Source organism: Neglectibacter sp. CSJ-5, from assembly GCF_032490475.1.
Classification (GTDB): Bacteria; Bacillota; Clostridia; order Oscillospirales; family Acutalibacteraceae; genus Hominenteromicrobium; species Hominenteromicrobium mulieris.
In genome coordinates, this window is sequence record NZ_JAVYJC010000001.1 from 640357 (window position 1) to 657772 (window position 17416).

Here is a 17416-nt window from a genome sequence, read left to right on the forward strand (position 1 = left end):
TGTTAATTTAAGGTTATTTTATCATCTTTCGCAGTAAAATATACCGGAACATGTTAATTTTTGCTCTTTTCAACTTTTGCCCCACAGCGGGGCTTTTTCTTTTTTATCCACGCCCTCCGGGTGGAGGGCGACGGCGTGTTCATGGCTTTTTTATACCAAGATATGCCATTTCTATCCACGCCTTTTTCTCAAAAGGCGACTAAAATTCAGTTATTGTTCAACAAGCTCATAGCTGTCGCCGGAACGAACGTAGGTATGAATGCTTTTTAACAATGCACCGTCTTTATCAATTTCACCGTAATCAAAAACGGTAGTATTGCAGCCGGCAAAAACAAGTCCTGTACCGTCCATTAAATCGATAGTGAACCAGCTATAATCTTTACCCTCGATTTTTTCATCGACGAATGATACAAACTCTTCTTCGGTGCTCAGCTTAAGAACTTCTTTACCAACGATCACGGAAGCTCGTGTGCCGTTGGACATACTATATTCCGTAACCGGAAGGTTGAGCAAGAAGGTATTCGGGGTACTTTCGGAAGAAGTCTTGGCTGTGTCTGTTTCAGAAGAAACGGCGCTATTGTCGGCTTCACCCTGCGGCACTTGACCGTAGTAGAGGATCTCTGCGACCTTGCCTTGATTTAATCCAAACGCAACAGAGAAAACGCCGTCCGTCAAGCTTACATCTACACCGTCAACGTAGAGACTAACACCACCAGTTCCGTCGCCCTGCATCATGGTCAGCTTTCGGGTGTTGGAATTATAGGAGCACCACGTGACAATCATCAGATATGAGTCAGCAGGAATTTCATCTGTGTGCCGAATACGGTCTTCAAGGGACGTGTATTTTTCCATGTATGCCGTGCCCGTATTTGTGGTGTCGGTATCTTCGTCGAAATACGCGTCAGACATGGAAAAGTCATAATTTTCAAGAAGTTTCTCAGTGGTATCACCGATTTTGATGCCACGATACGTGTGAAGCGGTCCGAGTTCTTTTTCGGCTTCGGAAACAGAAGTCCACATTAAATTTGACGAATATTCACATTCATCATCTTCATTCCACATCAGGAAGTCATCGATAGACCAGCTTGCTGCGGCTTGTGAAGAACTTTCAGTGTCGTCACTTGTTTCTTCGCTTGGCATAAACGTGCTTTCGATAAGAATACTGGTTGATATGTGTTCCACTTTGTCGTTATCATCGTACATTACAGAAACTTCACCATAATGCCAAAGTTCATCGGGATCAGCGGTGACAACGATGCTTTCGTTATATGGGACATCCACGTCGATGCTTTCACCGATCGTGGCATCATCGTTCATTTTAGCCGCGAACATTGTGTAGTCATCAGAATCAGAAACTTTGTCACTGAGCTTTTGCAGCCTTTTAACCACGCTTTCGTGGCTATCTCCACAATGAATACCGCAAATCTGATACGTTTGGGAGTCAGAGATGGAAATGTTGATAATCGTGCTGTCAAGTTGTTTTATTGTCACACCGTCGTAACCCCAACGTACACAATCGTATTCGTCCGGGTCCGTTGTAAATTCCGGCTCACCGAGGTATTCAACCGCTTTGTCGATGTTGTCGCCGAGGACTATTTCCTTGCCGCCATACTGAAACGAGAACTTCTGTGGAAACTTTTGCGAAGCCGCGCCCGAGCACCCGCAAACCGCACAGGCGACGAAGACGATGCAAAGAACTACGCTCATTACCCTTTTCATGTCAATATACCTTTCTTTTATTCAATTATATTTTCCTGCACAGTCCCACGGCTTTGCCTTCTATGATTGCGGTGTTCATTTCCTCGCCAATCAGAACGATAGGGGGAAAAGCGGGATTTTCGGGCTGCAGGATGAGCTTGTCCGGCGAGTAGTAAACGTGCTTCAGCGTGGCTTCATCGCCGATGCGCACGGCAGCAATTTCGCCATTTTCGACGCTCGGCTGCTTGCGAATTGCCACAACGTCGCCGTCCTGAATGCGCGGCACCATACTGTCGCCTGCGCAGATCAGCGTGAATTGTGCGCCCCATTCCGTCGGCACGCGGTCATAGTCTTCTATGTTCTGCTCCGCCAATATCGGCTCGCCGCATGCGATTTGTCCTACGCGCGGCAGCAGCTCCGTCTCCGGGAGGGGCTGAAAGCCCGGCGGGACTTGAAAAGTAGATTCCTTCGTGTCCCATCCCATTAAGTATTCAACAGAAACCCCAGTGGCTTTTGCTATCATTTCAAGTCTGTCAATCGGTATTTTCTCGGTCTCACCGGTAGCATATCTTTGTAGAGCCGATTTTGGAATACCGGTTAGTTCGTGGAGAACGCCATAAGATAATTTAGCGTTCTGGATCGATTTAAGAATACGTTCAGATCGTTGACTCATGTTCTCACCTCGTTGCACTCATCATACCACCATCGTCCCAAATAAGCAATACTTTTTCAAAAAATATTTTGATATTGTCCCAAAATAGGGTTGACACACGCAAATAAATGTGTTAAGATTTAATCGTCCCAATAAAGGGACAAAAGGAGGTGGTGAAGTGGTCAGTAAAAATCTTCTTCGATCGAGAATTGCACAGAATGCACTTACGCAAAAGCAGCTTGCAGAACTCATCGGCATTAGTCCAAACTCTTTTTCTTCAAAAATCAACGGAAAAAAGCCTTTTAATACCGATGAGATCGATAAAATCTGCGCAGTGCTACATATCTCGAACAATGTCGAGAAGGCAAAAATTTTTTTGTGAAAATCGTCCCATTTTTGGAATGGTAAGAGATGCAGAGGTGAGAGGAGGGGAGAAAATGCAGACCAAAACAAAAAGCAAAGCCTTACATTCGGTTTTCATCGATACAGAAAGCAAAACGTATCTTTTCGACGGAAAGCCGATGCAAGGCATGTTAGGGCTTGATCTTCACATAGAACCTGACAACGACTACGTGACGATCAAGTATTGTTTAGAGTGTCCGCCGGAACATGAAGAAACGATATGGACCTGCGACGAGGGGCTAAAAAGAGAGGTGAGGGAATGGAACCGCTGACTTTGATCCTTGCACTGGTCAGCTTGGTGCTTGGTATCATCACGGCTATTTTGAGGCGGTGAGTTTCGATATTTTGTATCGCTTCTTTCCTCGATTAGTCATGATGATGAGTTCCCAGTCGGAAAGGTCGTTCGGCGTGTCCACGGCGGCTTCAACCATAAAATAACTGCCGACAACACCCATACCCGGAATGTACTGGGGAAGCGGTACGGAATCGATGCGCATTCGATCAACAACATCTTCTCCGTTTTTTTCTTCCTAAGTGTATACACGTTGCGGCAAACAGTTGAAGTCATACACTTTATCTTGGTGCTTCAACAGTATCCGGCTGATAGAAAGTGCAGTATGAGAGCGGTTTTCGATACTCATCAAAAACCTGAAGCTTTTATGGTTAAACCGTATCGGACATGGGCTATATGATCTAAAAGCAATATGTATCTTAAATCGATTTTGAAGAATATCTTTTGTAAGGTTGTAAACTGACAGTAGAGCGCCGAGAATGGCGATCGCAAAGGTTATGTTTGAGTAAGTGAAAAATTCCGAGAAATCAACATTCATACAAAAATCTCCTTTTTTCTTCCATATTACCACAAGAAACGGAGATGTACAAGAAATATGACCTAACCCGCCCCGCAGCCTTGCCCCATGCCGCCCGGAACTTACCTCCCATGATTTCATTTTGTTTGCGCCGAAGTGATTGTTTTCTTGTCATTGAACGGGCGGCAGGTGGGAGGGCTGCGGGAAAGAGACCAAAGGAAAGGAGTAGAAAAATGGAACAGTATTACACACTGCAGGAAGTGATGGCGCGACTGAACATCTCGCGCGATACGATTATGGGGCTTATCAGAAAAGGGAAGATTCCCGGCACGATCAAGCTCAGCAATGTTTTCCGCATCCCGGAAAGCGGCATCCAGCGCTTTTTGGAAGCCCAGACCGTGCAGCCGCATAAGCCGTTCTACGTGCCGCGCCAACGCAAACAGACCAACAGCAAGACGCCGGGCACGGCGAACGCAGGTTGGGCGCCGCTGACCATGGACGTATTCAAGAAAGGGTGATTTTATATGATCTTCGTCAAGCTGCTCGGCTTTGCGATGCTGATCGGGACGGTCATGGGGTCCGTGCTCGGGCTCCAGATCGTTATTGACCGGCTCGTCGCCGCGCAGCGCAGGAAAAGAAAAGCCGCACGGTCGTGCGGGAATATCGTGAACATCAATGAGTACAGAAAAAGAAAGGAAAGAAACGCATGAACCTGTATCACAAAGTAGAAGCCGCCTTCGACGGCATGGCAGACGCGTTGAAAGCGGCGATGAACGTCGCGGATAACAGCGAAGAAACGGAACTGTACAGCGACCTCTCTATCGATATCGAGAGCTTGCGCGACGATGCCCAGAGTCTTTACGAAAAGCTCATTCAAAAGAAAAATGCCGCTTCGGCTGTTGCAGCAGTCGAAACGGCGAAAGAGTCGGATAAACACTCTGATTTGAGTATAGACAAAATTCTTGAGAATGTCAAGGGGTCTTACTTGATCGTAGAACTGTTTGACGGAAAAAAGCCGGTGGTACACAGTAAAACCAGAAATAAGCACGATGTAATAGAGATGTATTCTGCCGCTGTAGAGACCTTTATGGAGAAAGGTGCGGAAAATTTGGTGTTTCCAGAAGAGATGGTGGAAGCCCATAAAAAAGGTGTCAATCGCTCTCTTCTCAAAATGGCTGATAAAGTGCAGCAAATTCTTGAAGATATAGTCAAGGGGGAACGGAAATGAAACTGCTTAGTTTGAAACTGGAAAACTTTATGGGCGTGAAGACGTTTGACTTTGCGCCCCATGGGCAATCGGTGACGGTCCTCGGCGCGAATGACAGCGGAAAAAGCACGCTGGAAACTGCTTACTGGTGGCTGCTCACCGGCAAAAATGCCGATCAAAGCACGGATTTTGACGTTTATCCTTACGGGGCCCCGGAGGGCGTGGAAGCGTCCGTCATAGGAGAATTTGAAGATGATAACGGCGATACATTTACCTTGACCCGTACATATAAGCGCGAGTTTACCCGCCGTAAGGGCGACGCGGAAGCGGCATTTAAAGGCAACAAAACGTCGTATCTCATCAACGGCGTACCGGAGACGCAAACAAAATTTAAGGCTTTTGTCGCGGAACATATCGCGCCGGAAGACAAGCTGCTGGTGCTTGGAAAGCTCCACTATTTTGCCACAGGCATGAGGTGGGACGCACGCCGCGCGGTGCTGCTGGACGTTTTTGCCCCGCATTTGAGCGACGCGGACATCATCAAAGCGCATGAAGAGCTCGCCCCGCTCGGTGGGTGGATCGGCGCGATGACGACCGTGGACGATATGGCGCGCCAGGCAAAAGCCAAGCGCCGCGAATTAAATGCCGAGCTGAATGAGATCCCTGCCCGCATCGACGAAGCCGAGCGCAGCAAACCTGATCTGCCGCCGGAGAGCGAACGACCCAGCACAGCGGCGCTTATGAAAGAAAAAATGAAGCTTGTCAGTGAGCTGGAAGGATTGAAATCTAACGCGGATGCAGCGGCAATCCGTACGAGGATTGCCGAGCAGAAAGCTAAAGCCGCCGAAGCGAAGGCAGCATACATAAAAGACAGCACGTCCGGTAGCGCGACGATCTCCCGACAGGCGGAAACGCTCCGCGAACGTATCCGCCGCGCAGAAGAAAAGCAGATGCAGCTTGAGAGAGACTACAAGGCGAATGTCTCTTTGAAAGAGAGCTTTGAGAAGGAACTCAACGAGCTCAGAAAACGTGCGGTCGATAACCATAATGAGCAGTTTCCGACAGATCAAACAATCTGCCCGACCTGCGGACAGATCCTCCCAAAGGAACGCTTGGCGGATCTGAAGGCCGAATTTAACACGCGTAAAGCCCGGCGCGGCGATGAGATCACGAAAAAGGGGCTTGAACTGAAAGCTATATGCGCATCTACGGCGCAGCGCGTAAACGAGTTTGCGGCAGAGCTGAAGGACATAGAAATGCACTTGCAGTCCGACAACGAAATGCTCCGCAGTCTGACTGCAAGCATCGTTACACCGCCCGCATGGGAGACCACCGTCGATGCAATGGCATACGATACGGAGCTCCGAGAGTTGGAGGCGAGGCTGACAAAAGCCGAACAGACAACGGATGAAAGATACCTTGCAGTACAGAAACGCATGGACGAGCTGAATGCACAACTCGCTTCCGGAGATACCCGCGCCGCTGCCGAAACACAGATTAAAACGCTCGATAAGCGCATCGAGGAGCTGAAAGCGCACGAAACATATCTCGGGCGCCAACTCGTCGAAGCGGATCAGCGCATTACCTTGGCGGAACGCTTTGTGCAGCTTCAGGCGGCGGACATTGAAGACAAGATCAACGCAGCCTTTAAGCGTGTGCGTTGGGTTATGTTTGACCGACAGGTCAACGGCGGTATCGCACCGTGTTGCCGGGCAACGGTGCAGAGCAACAAAGAGGACGTTTATACCGCATACGAGAGCAATACAAATACCGCGCGGCAGTATAACGCCGGGTTGGACATCATCGCGGCGCTTTCCGAAGCGATGGGCTTACATTTACCGGTCTGGGTGGATAATGCGGAAAGCTGCACGAAATTGGAAAACATCAAAAATCAAACGATCCGCTTGCAGGTTGCGGCAGAACACAAAAAAATCAAAGTGGAGGCAGACAAATGAGCGAATATTTGAAAGATAACGAAACGATCACCGTGCCGGTAACCGGCAAACCCGTTTCAATCTGGAGCGGCGAGCTGAAGAATATCATTTACGCCATTGATGATAAAATCGTTCGCGCGTTGCGCACAGCGTTGGAAAATCGCACTGGGTTTGAAGTCAACGCGAAGATCACATTCGCGCCGACGCAGCACAACGGGCAGACCTTGTTTGCCGTAACCTACAAAACAAACCATAAATTTGACCCGATACAGGTCGAAGACAAAGCGGCTCTGAATGACTTTTTGCCGGTGGCGATCGATGAATACGGGCAGCTTGTCATCCCGGACGATGCAGAATATCAGACAATGCTTGACGACTAAAAGGAGAAACAACAAATGAACAACAATCTTGCAAAAATCGATCAGTTTAAAGGCGTGCTGAACAGTCAGACCATACGCGCCCAGTTGAAGAACAGTCTGAAGGACAAAGCGGGGCAGTTTATGAGCAGCATGATCGACCTGTATTCCGGCGAAACGGCGCTCCAGAATTGTGACCCGGAAAAGGTGGCGCTGGAATGTGTCAAAGCAGCCGCGCTTGACTTGCCGCTTGTAAAATCTCTCGGCTATGCGTATGTTGTGCCGTACAAAAATGTGCCGACATTTACGATCGGATACAAGGGCCTCATACAGCTTGCGCAGCGTACCGGACAGTATAAAGTCATCAATGCCGATGTGGTGTACGATGGCGAGCTTCGCGGTTTTGATAAGCTCTCCGGCATCCCGGATATTTCTGGCGAGCGTATCTCGGATACAATTGTCGGCTATTTTGCATACTTTAAGTTGCTCAATGGGCACGAGCACGTCTATTACATGAGCAAGCCGGATATGGAGGCTTACGCGGAGCACTACTCGCCGAGCTACAACAGCAAGTACAGCCCGTGGCAGACCGACTTTGACAAGATGGCAATGAAAACAGTCCTACGCCAGCTCATCAGCAAATGGGGCCCGACCTCTACGGAGATGCAGAGGGTCGAAGCACTCGACGATAAGGGAAAAACACCTGTGCAGGAGATGCAGGATAAAGCCAACAAAACCATGATCGACATCCAGGTCGACGAGAACACCGGCGAAGTGATGAACCCGGAGGCGTTGCCGGTACCCGAAGAATCCATGCCGGAAGAGGCACCGTTTGTGCCCGGTTTTTAATTGATCTCGGTCAAATGCCTGGCATCCGGCAGCGCAGGAAACAGCTACGCCGTGGACGATGGAAAAAGCGTCCTGCTGCTGGAGGCCGGCATCAGAAAAAGGACGATACTCGCGGGATATATGGACTTGCTTATGCGTGTGCAGGGGTGTCTTATTACACATGAGCACCAAGATCACACCAAAGCGGCGCTTGGCCTGCCGATGGCGGGCATTGATGTTTACGCGTCGGGAGGGACGTTTGCCGCGCTGAACGCCGAGAAAGACCGCCGAAACTACCGCTTACACAGTATCAAAGCGGGTGAGCAGTTTACACTCGGCACGTGGACGGTGCTGCCGTGGGAAGCGCAGCATGATGCTGCGGAGCCGCTGGGTTTCCTCCTGTACTCGAAAGAGACGAGGGACAAGCTGATCTTCGCGACAGATACTTACTTTATTCCGAATACATTTCGCGGACTGACCTATATCATGGTCGAATGCAATTACGACCGAACATTGTTAGACCGCAATATCAGCGCTGGGTCTGTGCCGGAGTCTCTCCGGCCGCGCCTTGTGCGCAGTCACTTTTCACTTGATAATGTCCGAACATTTCTTACCGCCAACGATCTTTCAACCGTGCAGCGTATTTACCTATTGCATGTATCAAATCGAAACGGCGACAAGGACGCATTCAGGCGCGACATCGAAGCCCTGACCGGCATACCGGTCACCGTATTTTAGAGGAGGTGAGCCGAACGGCCGGAAGACGTCCTAAAAAGGGGCTCGACTGGTTCAAGAAAGATGTCAGCTATTATGAGGATTTTAAGGTCATGGACCTTATCAATGAGTACGGCCCTTTAGGCAGCACGATATTTGATTGCATCCTTTGCATGATATATCGTGAGGGATATTACCTTGAGCTGCCGCTCGATAAACTGTGCCTCGCAGTCGTGAAGTCGATCGGCAGCAAATGGGTCAAAAAACACCAGGTGATGCAAGTCATCCAGTATTGTGCGGATATAGGCTTATTCGATAAAAGCCTCCTCGCGCGATCTGTGGTAACCTCTGCGGGACTCCAGCGTCGCTACGCCGATGTGACCTCGAGGAACAAGGTGGATAAATCCTTATATTGGTTGATCGACGATGACGGTCAGCTCTTAAAAACTGTACCCCAAAATGTTATTTCTGCTACAGAAAAGCGCATTTCTGCAACAGAAATCCCAATTTCTACCGCAGAAATGCAACAAGAGACAGAAGTAAGAAAGAAGAATAAGAGAGAGAGTCATAGAGCGGCTTGCGCCGCGACTCCCTCTTTGGCTGAAGTTAAGGCGTATTGTGAGGAAAAAGGTTTTACCGTTGACCCGGAGCGATTTTGGAATTATTACGAGACGTTAGGCTGGGAAATCAACGGACAACCGGTGCGAAGCTGGAGAGCTCTACTCGGTAACTGGAGTTTATCCGAGCGGTGGAAGCCTCCGAAGCACGAACCGTCTTATGATCTTAGTGAGTACGAGAAATATGATATCTTCGCGGCAGCGAAGGCGAAAGGTGAAGTATGAAAATCAAATTTATAATACCGGGCGAACCGCAGGGCAAAGCCCGGCCGCGTGTAGTGCGGATGAAATCTGGGCGCAGCATGAGCTACACGCCCGATAAAACCGTGGCGTATGAGGAGCTTGTGCGGCAACGCTTTTTAGCGGAGGCACAGGGTAGGCGCTTTACCGATGATGCACCGATCGATATAATCATCACGGCGTTTCTGGGCGTTCCGAAGAGCGCCAGCAAGCGAAAGCAAATGCTGATGACGAGTGGCGCACTTTTCCCGCTGAAAAAGCCGGACCTGGACAACGTGATGAAGATCGTGTGCGATGCCTTGAACGGCATTGCGTATAAAGATGACGTGCAGATCGTGAATGCGAAGATCTGTAAGCGATGGTCATCGGAGATGCCGAGCGTATGGGTGACGATCTGCAGCACCGAAAGAGAGGGTGAAAACGATGAACGTAAAGAAGTATGATCCAGATCCGGTAAAGCGGACAAGCACAGCAGCAAACGTAAGACATCGCCGCACAGGCTGCCGTGGTTGCATCTACCGGCGTGACAATACGTGCTGCTATTGCTTTGACACGGGACACCCGCGTGGATGCCCAGTGGAGCATTGCACGAGAAAAATATACAGGAGGTGAGCCTGTGGCGCAAGTAAATCCATGTGTGCAAAATTGCCCGCAGCGCTCGGTGAGCTGCCATAACGGGTGCCAGACGTACATGCGGTACAAGCTGATGCGGCTACTGATGAACAAGCAGCGCGCGAAAGTAATAGACGAGGTAGGCTTTCACCGCGACGTGCGGCAGGCTGTGAAAAGAAAACATGAAAGGAAGATCAGATATGACAACAGATGAACTCATCGAGGCGCTTGAGCGCATGAAATCGGAGACCGGCTCGCTGGCAGACTCCTTGTGCTGCCTCGGTTACGGGCATGAGCATAACTGCGGCGTGCATGGGTGCGCGGTTATTCGGGAGGCAATAAAAACCGCGCAGCTGTATCAAGCCGCGTACAAAGTGCTCGAGCGGCAGCGGGACTGTGACACATGCCACTACAACAATCCGTGCGGAATGGACGATTTGCGCTGTACGGTCTGCACGAGAGGGCAAAAATGGAGATGGGACAGAGGAGGCGTAGAATAGTGACTAAAATCATCTTGGTCGTGCTCGTAATCGCGGCGACGCTCACGGAGTGCATCGTGATGCGCAAGTCGCGGGAGTACGACGCAGCGGACAATATCGCCGGGCTTGAGCGATGTGTAAAAGCCATGGTGGTGCTTGGAGTGGTAGGCATTGCCGCAGCAGTGGCGTTTGTGGCGATGTGATTTTTGAGGAGATGCGATGACAAAAGAACTTTTGGAGCAATATCTGGATATTTGTGCGGAGATCGAGGAGCTGAAGGCGAAAGACAGCGCGGCGGTGAGCGACGTGGTGCAGGCGAGCGCGGACGAGTTCCCGTTCAACCTGCACAGCGTTACCGTGCGGGGCTTGCCGAACCCGAAACACGCAGAACGCATTCGGGAACTTGAAGTGCAAAAGGCGGAGATCGAAGCGTTTGTGAGCAGGCTTGCCTACCGCCCTCAGAAGCTCGCCCGATGTGTCATGAAGCACGGGACGAGGTGGAAGGTCATTATGCGTGAGATGGGCGGTTACAAGTCGCCAGAAGCGCTGCGAAAAGAATTTTCGAGAATTTTCAAAAAAATTTGAGATTTGTCCGCTTTGTCCGTTTTGTCCGCCTATAATGATAATTGAGGAAGTCTACAAGGAGCAACTATGACACACAAAGAAGCTGTTATTTTATCCGCTTACACCGGTTTTTTGCTGGTCCCCGATTTTAAGGACGTGCATCGCTTCTGCGAGAAGCTGCTCGGGCGCGCGATCTTCACGCACGAGTTTGCCGACCCGAAGTTTATGGGAAAGATCAGGACGAAGTGCGAGCCGCTCGTCGAGGAGATCATTCGGGATGCAACGTGATTTTCCTTTACAAGCCTTTGCAAAGCGCGTATAATTTGCACTATACGACCTCGGAGGTGCATTATGGCAAAGGGAAACAAAAAGCCGATTTTATTTATTTCTCATATCTCGGAAGAAAAAGAAGCCGCAAGCCTGCTGAAAGATTTCTTTGAGCACGCTTTCCTCGGCGCGATTGAGGTGTTCGTCTCCTCGAACGAAAAGAGCATCACCTACGGCGCGCGATGGCTGGACCGCATCACGAATGCGCTTCAAAGCTGCGACACTATGCTGGTCCTATGCAGTGCGAAATCCGTGCAGCGCCCGTGGATCAACTTTGAGACCGGCTTCGGCAGCGCGAGAGATGTTGAGGTCATCCCGGTCTGCTATGCCGGGCAGGACAAGGGGCAGCTTCCGGCGCCGCTTTCGTTCTACCAAGGACTGAATTTGCGCGATGCCGGTGTTCTGGAGCTTCTGTTGGAGCAGATTGCCGAGAAAATCAACATGCACTGTCCACAAGCAGACTGTGCAGCGCTGGCGGAGCGGATTGGGAAGATAGAAGAACGATACATGTTCTGGGATGCCTGCAATGCTGCATTTGATGGACTTGAAGCGTGTATGCCGGGTATTATGCAAACGCTGAAGCAGCTTCCGGTCGGCGGGACGTATGAATTTGAGGTCGAAGGCACAGAGGAGAATCAGATCTTCAAAAAGCTTCGAGAAGGGTTCTTCGCAGACGGCTCGATCTTAGCGCTTTCGGAAGCAGAGGGAATGACTATTTACGCCGATTACGAAGTTAGCAAAGATTATATCGTCACCGTGCAACAGCGTTTCATCGATGAAATCGCCGGGAACGAGGAATTCAAGTACAAGTAAGTAAACAACAAAGAGGCACCTGCGCATTTGCGTGGGTGCTTTTCTTATACCCGAAACCGAAAGGAGGGGTGCACGTGAAAAGAAAATACCGGGTATGTCCGAGGGGCTGCAAATGCGTTTGGGCGGAACAATCGGACGATGTACGCTTCTGTATGCTCTCTGTGTGCCCCTATACGGCGATTTCGGACGGTGCGAGGGTAATTTCACCTGTTAGGGATAAAAATGCAGCAGAGAGCCGCATAGACGGCTCGGGGAGCGGGTGATGCGATGAGCAGACCTGTGGGCAGACCTCCGAAATACAAGAGCGTGGAGGAGATCGAGCAGAAGATTGAGGCGTACTTCAAATCATGTGAGGGCGAACCGCTGAAAGATAGGGACGGCACGGTGCTGACGGATAAATACGGCGCGCCGATCATCGTCGGCAAAAGACCGCCGACCGTAACGGGCTTGGCACTTGCGCTGGGCTTTGCCAGTCGTCAGGCATTGCTGAATTATCAAGGCCGAAAGCAATTTAATGACACGATAACGCGGGCGAAAACTTACGTGGAGCAGTACGCCGAAGAACGGCTATTTGACCGGGAGGGCGTGCAGGGCGCGAAGTTCTCGCTCGTCAACAACTTTAAAGGGTGGAGCGAGAAGCCGGAGAGTGAAAGCGACGCCGAACTGCTCCAAAAGGCGGCGGAATTGCTGGGAGGTGTGGACAGTGTCATTTAGTCCGAAGCAGCAGGAGTTTTTGCAGAACTGTAATCACCGTTGGAACATCAAGACCGGCGCGACGCGTTCCGGCAAGACGTTTTTGGATTACACCGTGATCCCGAAGCGGATTTTAAAATGCCGCGGCGAGGGGCTCATTGTGCTGCTCGGCAACACCAAAGGCACGCTTGAGCGCAATATTCTGGAGCCGATGCGTGCGATCTGGTCGCCTGCGCTCGTCGGGCAAATCGGCAGCAACAACACCGTACAGATCTTCGGCAAGAAATGCCATGCGCTCGGCGCAGACAAAATTTCTCAGGTATCAAAATTACAGGGCGCGGCGTTTGAATACTGCTACGGTGACGAGATTACGACCTGGCACGAGGACGTTTTCCAGATGCTCAAGTCGCGCTTATCGTGCCCGAACAGCCATTTTGACGGGACATGCAACCCCGGAAATCCGCAGCACTGGTTCAAGAAATTCTTGGATTCCGATGCAGACATTTACCGGCAGGCGTACACGATCGACGACAACCCGTTTTTGGCGCCGGAGTTCGTCGAGAACCTCAAGCGCGAATATGCCGGCACGGTGTATTATAACCGCTTTATCCTGGGCGAGTGGGCAGCCGCCGAGGGCGTGATTTATCAGGACTTCGCAAACAGCGTGGCAAGCCGTGACGAGCGGTTCGTATGGAAAGGCAAGGAGCTGCCGTTGATGGCGGTGAATATCGGCGTGGACTTCGGCGGCAATGGGTCAAAGCACGCGTTTGTTGCGACCGGCATTTTATCGGGCTATTCCGGCGTTGTGCTTTTGGCATCGCGCCGCGTGGAGCCGAGCACGCCGCAGGCGCTTGAAAAGGCGTTCGTCGATTTCTGCGCGGCGGTATACCTTGCGTACAGGCGTATCGACCATATCTACTGCGACAGCGCCGAGCAAGTGCTCATTCGCGGTATGCAGATCGCTTTGCAGCGGTCGGAGCTTTCGTTTGCCGCTTCCAGAGTGGCGAATGCCGCAAAGACAGAAATCAACGATCGTATTCGCCTTGTGTCCGTTTTGATGGGCGCAGGGCGCTTTTGGTATTTGCCGGAGGCAGGTTCGGCGAGAGACGCTCTGGCGGCAGCGCTGTGGAGCACAAAGGACCCGACAAAAGACGAGCGGCTTGATGACGGCAGCACGGACATCGATACGTTGGATGCGCTCGAATACAGCATCGAGCGAGACTATAAGCGCTTTTTGAAAGCGAGGGGACACACATGAACATCGGAGCAGTGATCGAATACCTGAACAAAACATACGGGTACGATCTCAACAGCAGTTATTATACATACATTGCCGAGTGGCGCGACTGGTGGACAGGCTTTCACAGGCCGTTTCATCATTTTGTGGAGATGCGGCAGAATAAGCCGATCCACCGCGAGCTTTTCACGCTGCACATGGGCAAGAAGGTGTGCGAGGACTGGGCAAGCTTGCTGATGAACGACAAGACGCGCATCGACGCCGGTGAACAGAACCAGGTGTTTTTGCTCGGCAATGGTACGGAACGCGGGCTTTTTGATGAACTTGCATTTTGGCTGCGGGAAAATGAACTTATTGAACGCGCTTTTGCGACCGGCACGGGCGCGGCGGTGCTGCGATTTGAAAACATGCTGGTGCAGAGCGGCGCAGTACAGCCGGACGAGAACTGCCGCATTTGTGTGGATTATCTGACGGCGGAAAACATCGTGCCGCTGACGGTCACGCCACACAGCGTACAGGATGTGGCTTTCGCGACCGATACGGTCTACAACGGCAAAACGTACACGTATGTTTCTACGCACCGATTGATCGGCGGCGAATATGTAATCCGCAACGCGTACTTTTCGGAGGAAGCGGGCGAGCTGAAGCCGGCAGAACTGCCGGAAGGCATCGCACAGGAATACCATACCGGCAGCCGTACGCCGTTGTTTTCGCTCATCTCGCCGAATATCGTGAAGAATTTTTACGGAGGCGCGGGGCTCGGTGTATCGGTGCTCGCGAACGCGCTGGATCAACTCAAGGGCGTTGACCTGGCCTATAACAATTTCTGCCGGGATTTTAAGCTCGGCGGCAAAAAGGTGTTTTACGATCAGTCGCTCGTGCAGATGGACGAGAACGGGCACCCGGTCACGCCGGACGACATCATGCAGTCGTTGTTCTTTCAACTCGGCGACGGCTGCGACCTCGGGGATAATCACCCGATTACGGAATACAACCCGTCTTTGCGCGTGGAAGAAAACATCGCGGGCATACAGGCGGCACTCGATTATCTTTCGCTTCGCGTCGGCTTCGGTACGAAGCACTATCAGTTCAACAGCTCATCTATTGTGACGGCGACGCAGTACAACGGCGACAAGCAGGACCTTGTGCAGAACGCCGCAAAGCACAGTATCGCCGTAGGGCAGCACGTGCAGGCGCTTGTGCGGGCGCTCTTGTGGGCGGGCAAATATGTGCTGGGCGCAGACGTAGACCCGGAAGCGCCGGTAACAGTCGATTTTGACGACAGCTACATTGTGGATAAAGAGACGCAAAAGGAGCAGTTTAGGCAGTTTGTAATCGCCGGCAAAGTGCCGCTGTGGTATTACCTCACGCGCTTTGAGGACATGGAGGAGGGCGAAGCGAAGGCGATTGCGAACGAGAGCGCACGTGCGCTCGGTGATCCGTATGCTGACGCCTGATTATCTCGAACACTGCGCCGATGCGGTGATTCTGCTGTATCAGCGGCTCGACGAAGCCATAGCGCGGGACATTGCCCGCAGGCTCATGAAAATGGGCGAAGTCACGGACACGGCACGCTGGCAGGCGGAGCAGTTACAGCACGCAGGGCGTCTCTATGACGAGGTGATCGCCGAAGTCGCGCGGTACAGCGGCATGACACAAGAAGCCGTGCGCAAGGCGTTTGAGGACGCGGGTGTGAAAAGCATGGACGCGGAGATCGAGCAGTATTTGCAGGCGGGCATAAACGTGCCGCCGATACGTCAGAACGAGCGTGCCTGGAACATCTTGCAGGCCGCGCTCAAGAAGACAGGCGGCGAGCTTTTGAACCTTACGATGACAACGGCGCTTGAAACGCAGCAGCGGTTCATTTCTGCATGTACGCTCGCCGAAATGCAGGTTACGGGCGGCTTTTTGAGTTATCAAGAAGCTGTACGGCGGGCAATACGCGATGCAGCGGGGGAAGGCACTTCCGTACTTTATCCCTCCGGGCATGTCGATAAGCTCGACGTTGCCGTACGGCGTGCGGTCGTGACCGGCGTCAACCAGACGTGCGGGAAGATCACCGAATCGCTTGCCGATGAATTTGAATGTGACCTCATGGAGATTACCACGCACGCAGGCGCAAGACCTTCGCATGCCGTTTGGCAGGGACAGATTGTCTCCCGTTCCGGGCGGCGCGGGTATTTGTCGCTTTCGGACATCGGCTACGGCACGGGCGCGGGCTTTCAAGGGTGGAACTGCCGTCATAGCTGGAATCCGTTTTTTGAGGGCATCTCGAAGCGCTCCTACACAAAAGAAGACATCGAAGCGCTGAACGCCAAAGACGTGCCGTATAACGGCGGCATGTACACGGAATACGAGATCAGCCAGATGCAGCGGCGCATGGAACGCGAGATCCGCGCCACACGCCGCGAGCTTGCGGGACTGGACGAAGCGGCAAAGTTTTCAGCAGGCAAGCAGAAAGCCGACCTGCAAAGCGATTTTGCGCAGAGTTCCGTGAAGCTCAAGCGGCAGGAAGCGAAGCTGCGGGACTTCACCCGGCAGACCGACCGCCGTGCAGATACCTCCCGCGTGCAGGTGATGGGCTTCGGGCGCAGCGTGAGCCAGAAGGCAGTTTGGGAGAATAAAAAAGAGAAACCCATATTTGACTTACTTTCTGCTCATGGTGTAAAATATAAGCAGAGAATCAACCGTAAAGAGATCATTGTTGATGCAGGAAAGCCTAAAATAGTCGGTATGCGTGTTCATGCGGCCGAAAATCTTACAACCAAAGCTGACCGCGCTCAAATGTCGCTTGAGCAGGCACAGCTTTTCGTGAACAATGCGAAACTGACGCTGTATCAAGACGATAAGTTTACAATGAAGTTTTTGGCCGAAGACGGATATGCAGTTCTTAATTTTGACTATGAGTTGGTAACAGCTGTACCGCAGAAATGGCGTAAGAAATACGATCAATATTTGGAGGAGATGAAAACATGAGACATCCAGACGACAAACATCCGTGTCCGTTACTGAAACGCGACGTCCTTTGGGGCGAATGTTGGGTCATTCAGGACATCCGCGACGACAACACCGATATGGAATTTGCCCCGGAGCCTTTTGAACGCTCCACCGCAAATAAAGTCTGTGAAAAATGTCGGTGGTATAGGGTGGACGAAGAAGCATCACAATAATTTTACACTGTTGATAAAGCAGCTTAGCGCTTAGGCGCCGGGCTGCTTTTTTCATACCCAAAAT

Annotated in this window: 25 protein-coding genes; 22 read left to right on the forward strand and 3 right to left on the reverse strand. The window is 51.5% G+C overall.

Annotated features, from left to right (window positions below; all coding sequences use genetic code 11):
* Window positions 1-210 precede the first annotated feature (210 nt).
* Complete coding sequence (locus R2K26_RS02895) at window positions 211-1719, reverse strand: hypothetical protein (RefSeq protein ID WP_316518690.1); 1509 nt, start codon at window positions 1717-1719, stop codon at window positions 211-213.
* 25 nt (window positions 1720-1744) lie between these two features.
* Complete coding sequence (locus tag R2K26_RS02900) at window positions 1745-2371, reverse strand: LexA family transcriptional regulator (RefSeq protein WP_316518691.1); 627 nt, start codon at window positions 2369-2371, stop codon at window positions 1745-1747.
* Window positions 2372-2528: 157 nt separating this feature from the next.
* On the opposite strand from R2K26_RS02900, the gene R2K26_RS02905 reads away from it, so the two are divergent.
* Window positions 2529-2732, forward strand: a complete 204-nt coding sequence (locus tag R2K26_RS02905) for a helix-turn-helix transcriptional regulator (protein ID WP_316518692.1) — start codon at window positions 2529-2531, stop codon at window positions 2730-2732.
* Window positions 2733-2787: 55 nt separating this feature from the next.
* Window positions 2788-3024: a hypothetical protein gene (locus R2K26_RS02910; protein ID WP_316518693.1), complete on the forward strand. Its 237-nt coding sequence runs from the start codon at window positions 2788-2790 to the stop codon at window positions 3022-3024.
* A gap of 45 nt (window positions 3025-3069) precedes the next feature.
* On the opposite strand, the gene R2K26_RS02915 is transcribed toward R2K26_RS02910, so the two are convergent.
* On the reverse strand, window positions 3070-3249 hold the full coding sequence (locus R2K26_RS02915; RefSeq protein ID WP_316518694.1) for a hypothetical protein: 180 nt from the start codon (window positions 3247-3249) through the stop codon (window positions 3070-3072).
* Window positions 3250-3794: 545 nt separating this feature from the next.
* On the opposite strand from R2K26_RS02915, the gene R2K26_RS02920 reads away from it, so the two are divergent.
* The 20 genes from R2K26_RS02920 to R2K26_RS03015 all read left to right on the forward strand — a co-directional run bounded on the left by R2K26_RS02920 (window position 3795) and on the right by R2K26_RS03015 (window position 17352).
* Window positions 3795-4079, forward strand: a complete 285-nt coding sequence (locus tag R2K26_RS02920) for a helix-turn-helix domain-containing protein (RefSeq protein WP_316518695.1) — start codon at window positions 3795-3797, stop codon at window positions 4077-4079.
* A 6-nt stretch (window positions 4080-4085) separates the two neighbouring features.
* Window positions 4086-4271, forward strand: coding sequence for a hypothetical protein (locus tag R2K26_RS02925; protein ID WP_316518696.1), 186 nt, complete (start codon window positions 4086-4088; stop codon window positions 4269-4271).
* Complete coding sequence (locus R2K26_RS02930; protein ID WP_316518698.1) at window positions 4268-4789, forward strand: hypothetical protein; 522 nt, start codon at window positions 4268-4270, stop codon at window positions 4787-4789. Before R2K26_RS02925 ends, R2K26_RS02930 begins: the two co-directional genes overlap by 4 nt.
* Window positions 4786-6723, forward strand: a complete 1938-nt coding sequence (locus R2K26_RS02935; RefSeq protein ID WP_316518699.1) for a hypothetical protein — start codon at window positions 4786-4788, stop codon at window positions 6721-6723. The genes R2K26_RS02930 and R2K26_RS02935 overlap by 4 nt, the downstream gene beginning before the upstream one ends.
* The gene (locus R2K26_RS02940) at window positions 6720-7082 is read left to right on the forward strand and encodes a hypothetical protein (protein ID WP_316518700.1); all 363 of its coding nucleotides are present in this window, start codon (window positions 6720-6722) and stop codon (window positions 7080-7082) included. Before R2K26_RS02935 ends, R2K26_RS02940 begins: the two co-directional genes overlap by 4 nt.
* A 15-nt stretch (window positions 7083-7097) precedes the next feature.
* A complete protein-coding gene (locus R2K26_RS02945) occupies window positions 7098-7907 on the forward strand; it encodes a recombinase RecT (protein ID WP_316518701.1) in 810 nt (269 codons plus the stop codon).
* Window positions 7908-8624: an MBL fold metallo-hydrolase gene (locus R2K26_RS02950; protein WP_316518703.1), complete on the forward strand. Its 717-nt coding sequence runs from the start codon at window positions 7908-7910 to the stop codon at window positions 8622-8624.
* A gap of 5 nt (window positions 8625-8629) precedes the next feature.
* A complete protein-coding gene (locus tag R2K26_RS02955) occupies window positions 8630-9442 on the forward strand; it encodes a DUF4373 domain-containing protein (RefSeq protein ID WP_316518704.1) in 813 nt (270 codons plus the stop codon).
* Window positions 9439-9900, forward strand: coding sequence for a RusA family crossover junction endodeoxyribonuclease (locus R2K26_RS02960; RefSeq protein WP_316518705.1), 462 nt, complete (start codon window positions 9439-9441; stop codon window positions 9898-9900). Before R2K26_RS02955 ends, R2K26_RS02960 begins: the two co-directional genes overlap by 4 nt.
* Before the next feature lie 173 nt (window positions 9901-10073).
* Window positions 10074-10283 (forward strand): hypothetical protein, encoded by a 210-nt coding sequence (locus R2K26_RS02965; RefSeq protein ID WP_316518706.1) that lies wholly within the window; start codon window positions 10074-10076, stop codon window positions 10281-10283.
* On the forward strand, window positions 10270-10569 hold the full coding sequence (locus R2K26_RS02970; protein WP_316518707.1) for a hypothetical protein: 300 nt from the start codon (window positions 10270-10272) through the stop codon (window positions 10567-10569). Before R2K26_RS02965 ends, R2K26_RS02970 begins: the two co-directional genes overlap by 14 nt.
* A complete protein-coding gene (locus R2K26_RS02975; protein WP_316518708.1) occupies window positions 10569-10751 on the forward strand; it encodes a hypothetical protein in 183 nt (60 codons plus the stop codon). Before R2K26_RS02970 ends, R2K26_RS02975 begins: the two co-directional genes overlap by 1 nt.
* 16 nt (window positions 10752-10767) lie before the next feature.
* Complete coding sequence (locus tag R2K26_RS02980; protein WP_316518710.1) at window positions 10768-11133, forward strand: SANT/Myb-like DNA-binding domain-containing protein; 366 nt, start codon at window positions 10768-10770, stop codon at window positions 11131-11133.
* A 66-nt stretch (window positions 11134-11199) separates the two neighbouring features.
* Window positions 11200-11400: a hypothetical protein gene (locus R2K26_RS02985; RefSeq protein WP_316518711.1), complete on the forward strand. Its 201-nt coding sequence runs from the start codon at window positions 11200-11202 to the stop codon at window positions 11398-11400.
* A 63-nt stretch (window positions 11401-11463) separates the two neighbouring features.
* Window positions 11464-12252, forward strand: coding sequence for a toll/interleukin-1 receptor domain-containing protein (locus R2K26_RS02990; RefSeq protein WP_316518712.1), 789 nt, complete (start codon window positions 11464-11466; stop codon window positions 12250-12252).
* A 267-nt stretch (window positions 12253-12519) separates the two neighbouring features.
* On the forward strand, window positions 12520-12966 hold the full coding sequence (locus R2K26_RS02995; RefSeq protein WP_316518713.1) for a terminase small subunit: 447 nt from the start codon (window positions 12520-12522) through the stop codon (window positions 12964-12966).
* On the forward strand, window positions 12956-14203 hold the full coding sequence (locus tag R2K26_RS03000) for a terminase large subunit domain-containing protein (protein WP_316518714.1): 1248 nt from the start codon (window positions 12956-12958) through the stop codon (window positions 14201-14203). Before R2K26_RS02995 ends, R2K26_RS03000 begins: the two co-directional genes overlap by 11 nt.
* Entirely contained in the window at window positions 14200-15639 is a 1440-nt protein-coding gene (locus R2K26_RS03005; protein ID WP_316518715.1) for a hypothetical protein, read from the forward strand. Before R2K26_RS03000 ends, R2K26_RS03005 begins: the two co-directional genes overlap by 4 nt.
* Window positions 15590-17158 (forward strand): phage minor capsid protein, encoded by a 1569-nt coding sequence (locus R2K26_RS03010; protein WP_316518716.1) that lies wholly within the window; start codon window positions 15590-15592, stop codon window positions 17156-17158. The genes R2K26_RS03005 and R2K26_RS03010 overlap by 50 nt, the downstream gene beginning before the upstream one ends.
* A complete protein-coding gene (locus R2K26_RS03015) occupies window positions 17155-17352 on the forward strand; it encodes a hypothetical protein (RefSeq protein WP_316518717.1) in 198 nt (65 codons plus the stop codon). Before R2K26_RS03010 ends, R2K26_RS03015 begins: the two co-directional genes overlap by 4 nt.
* The last annotated feature ends 64 nt before the right edge of the window (window positions 17353-17416 follow it).

What these genes read in the sequence shown, in the direction of transcription:
- R2K26_RS02970 (WP_316518707.1), top strand. Translation starts at nt 10,270, where the DNA reads ATGACAACAGATGAACTCATCGAGGCGCTTGAGCGCATGAAATCGGAG.
- R2K26_RS02925 (WP_316518696.1), top strand. Translation starts at nt 4,086, where the DNA reads ATGATCTTCGTCAAGCTGCTCGGCTTTGCGATGCTGATCGGGACGGTC.
- R2K26_RS02995 (WP_316518713.1), top strand. Translation starts at nt 12,520, where the DNA reads ATGAGCAGACCTGTGGGCAGACCTCCGAAATACAAGAGCGTGGAGGAG.
- R2K26_RS02900 (WP_316518691.1), bottom strand. Translation starts at nt 2,371, where the DNA reads ATGAGTCAACGATCTGAACGTATTCTTAAATCGATCCAGAACGCTAAA.
- R2K26_RS02895 (WP_316518690.1), bottom strand. Translation starts at nt 1,719, where the DNA reads ATGAAAAGGGTAATGAGCGTAGTTCTTTGCATCGTCTTCGTCGCCTGT.
- R2K26_RS02980 (WP_316518710.1), top strand. Translation starts at nt 10,768, where the DNA reads ATGACAAAAGAACTTTTGGAGCAATATCTGGATATTTGTGCGGAGATC.
- R2K26_RS02920 (WP_316518695.1), top strand. Translation starts at nt 3,795, where the DNA reads ATGGAACAGTATTACACACTGCAGGAAGTGATGGCGCGACTGAACATC.
- R2K26_RS02935 (WP_316518699.1), top strand. Translation starts at nt 4,786, where the DNA reads ATGAAACTGCTTAGTTTGAAACTGGAAAACTTTATGGGCGTGAAGACG.
- R2K26_RS02985 (WP_316518711.1), top strand. Translation starts at nt 11,200, where the DNA reads ATGACACACAAAGAAGCTGTTATTTTATCCGCTTACACCGGTTTTTTG.
- R2K26_RS02960 (WP_316518705.1), top strand. Translation starts at nt 9,439, where the DNA reads ATGAAAATCAAATTTATAATACCGGGCGAACCGCAGGGCAAAGCCCGG.
- R2K26_RS02945 (WP_316518701.1), top strand. Translation starts at nt 7,098, where the DNA reads ATGAACAACAATCTTGCAAAAATCGATCAGTTTAAAGGCGTGCTGAAC.
- R2K26_RS02930 (WP_316518698.1), top strand. Translation starts at nt 4,268, where the DNA reads ATGAACCTGTATCACAAAGTAGAAGCCGCCTTCGACGGCATGGCAGAC.
- R2K26_RS03005 (WP_316518715.1), top strand. Translation starts at nt 14,200, where the DNA reads ATGAACATCGGAGCAGTGATCGAATACCTGAACAAAACATACGGGTAC.
- R2K26_RS03015 (WP_316518717.1), top strand. Translation starts at nt 17,155, where the DNA reads ATGAGACATCCAGACGACAAACATCCGTGTCCGTTACTGAAACGCGAC.
- R2K26_RS02915 (WP_316518694.1), bottom strand. Translation starts at nt 3,249, where the DNA reads ATGCGCATCGATTCCGTACCGCTTCCCCAGTACATTCCGGGTATGGGT.
- R2K26_RS02910 (WP_316518693.1), top strand. Translation starts at nt 2,788, where the DNA reads ATGCAGACCAAAACAAAAAGCAAAGCCTTACATTCGGTTTTCATCGAT.
- R2K26_RS02940 (WP_316518700.1), top strand. Translation starts at nt 6,720, where the DNA reads ATGAGCGAATATTTGAAAGATAACGAAACGATCACCGTGCCGGTAACC.
- R2K26_RS02990 (WP_316518712.1), top strand. Translation starts at nt 11,464, where the DNA reads ATGGCAAAGGGAAACAAAAAGCCGATTTTATTTATTTCTCATATCTCG.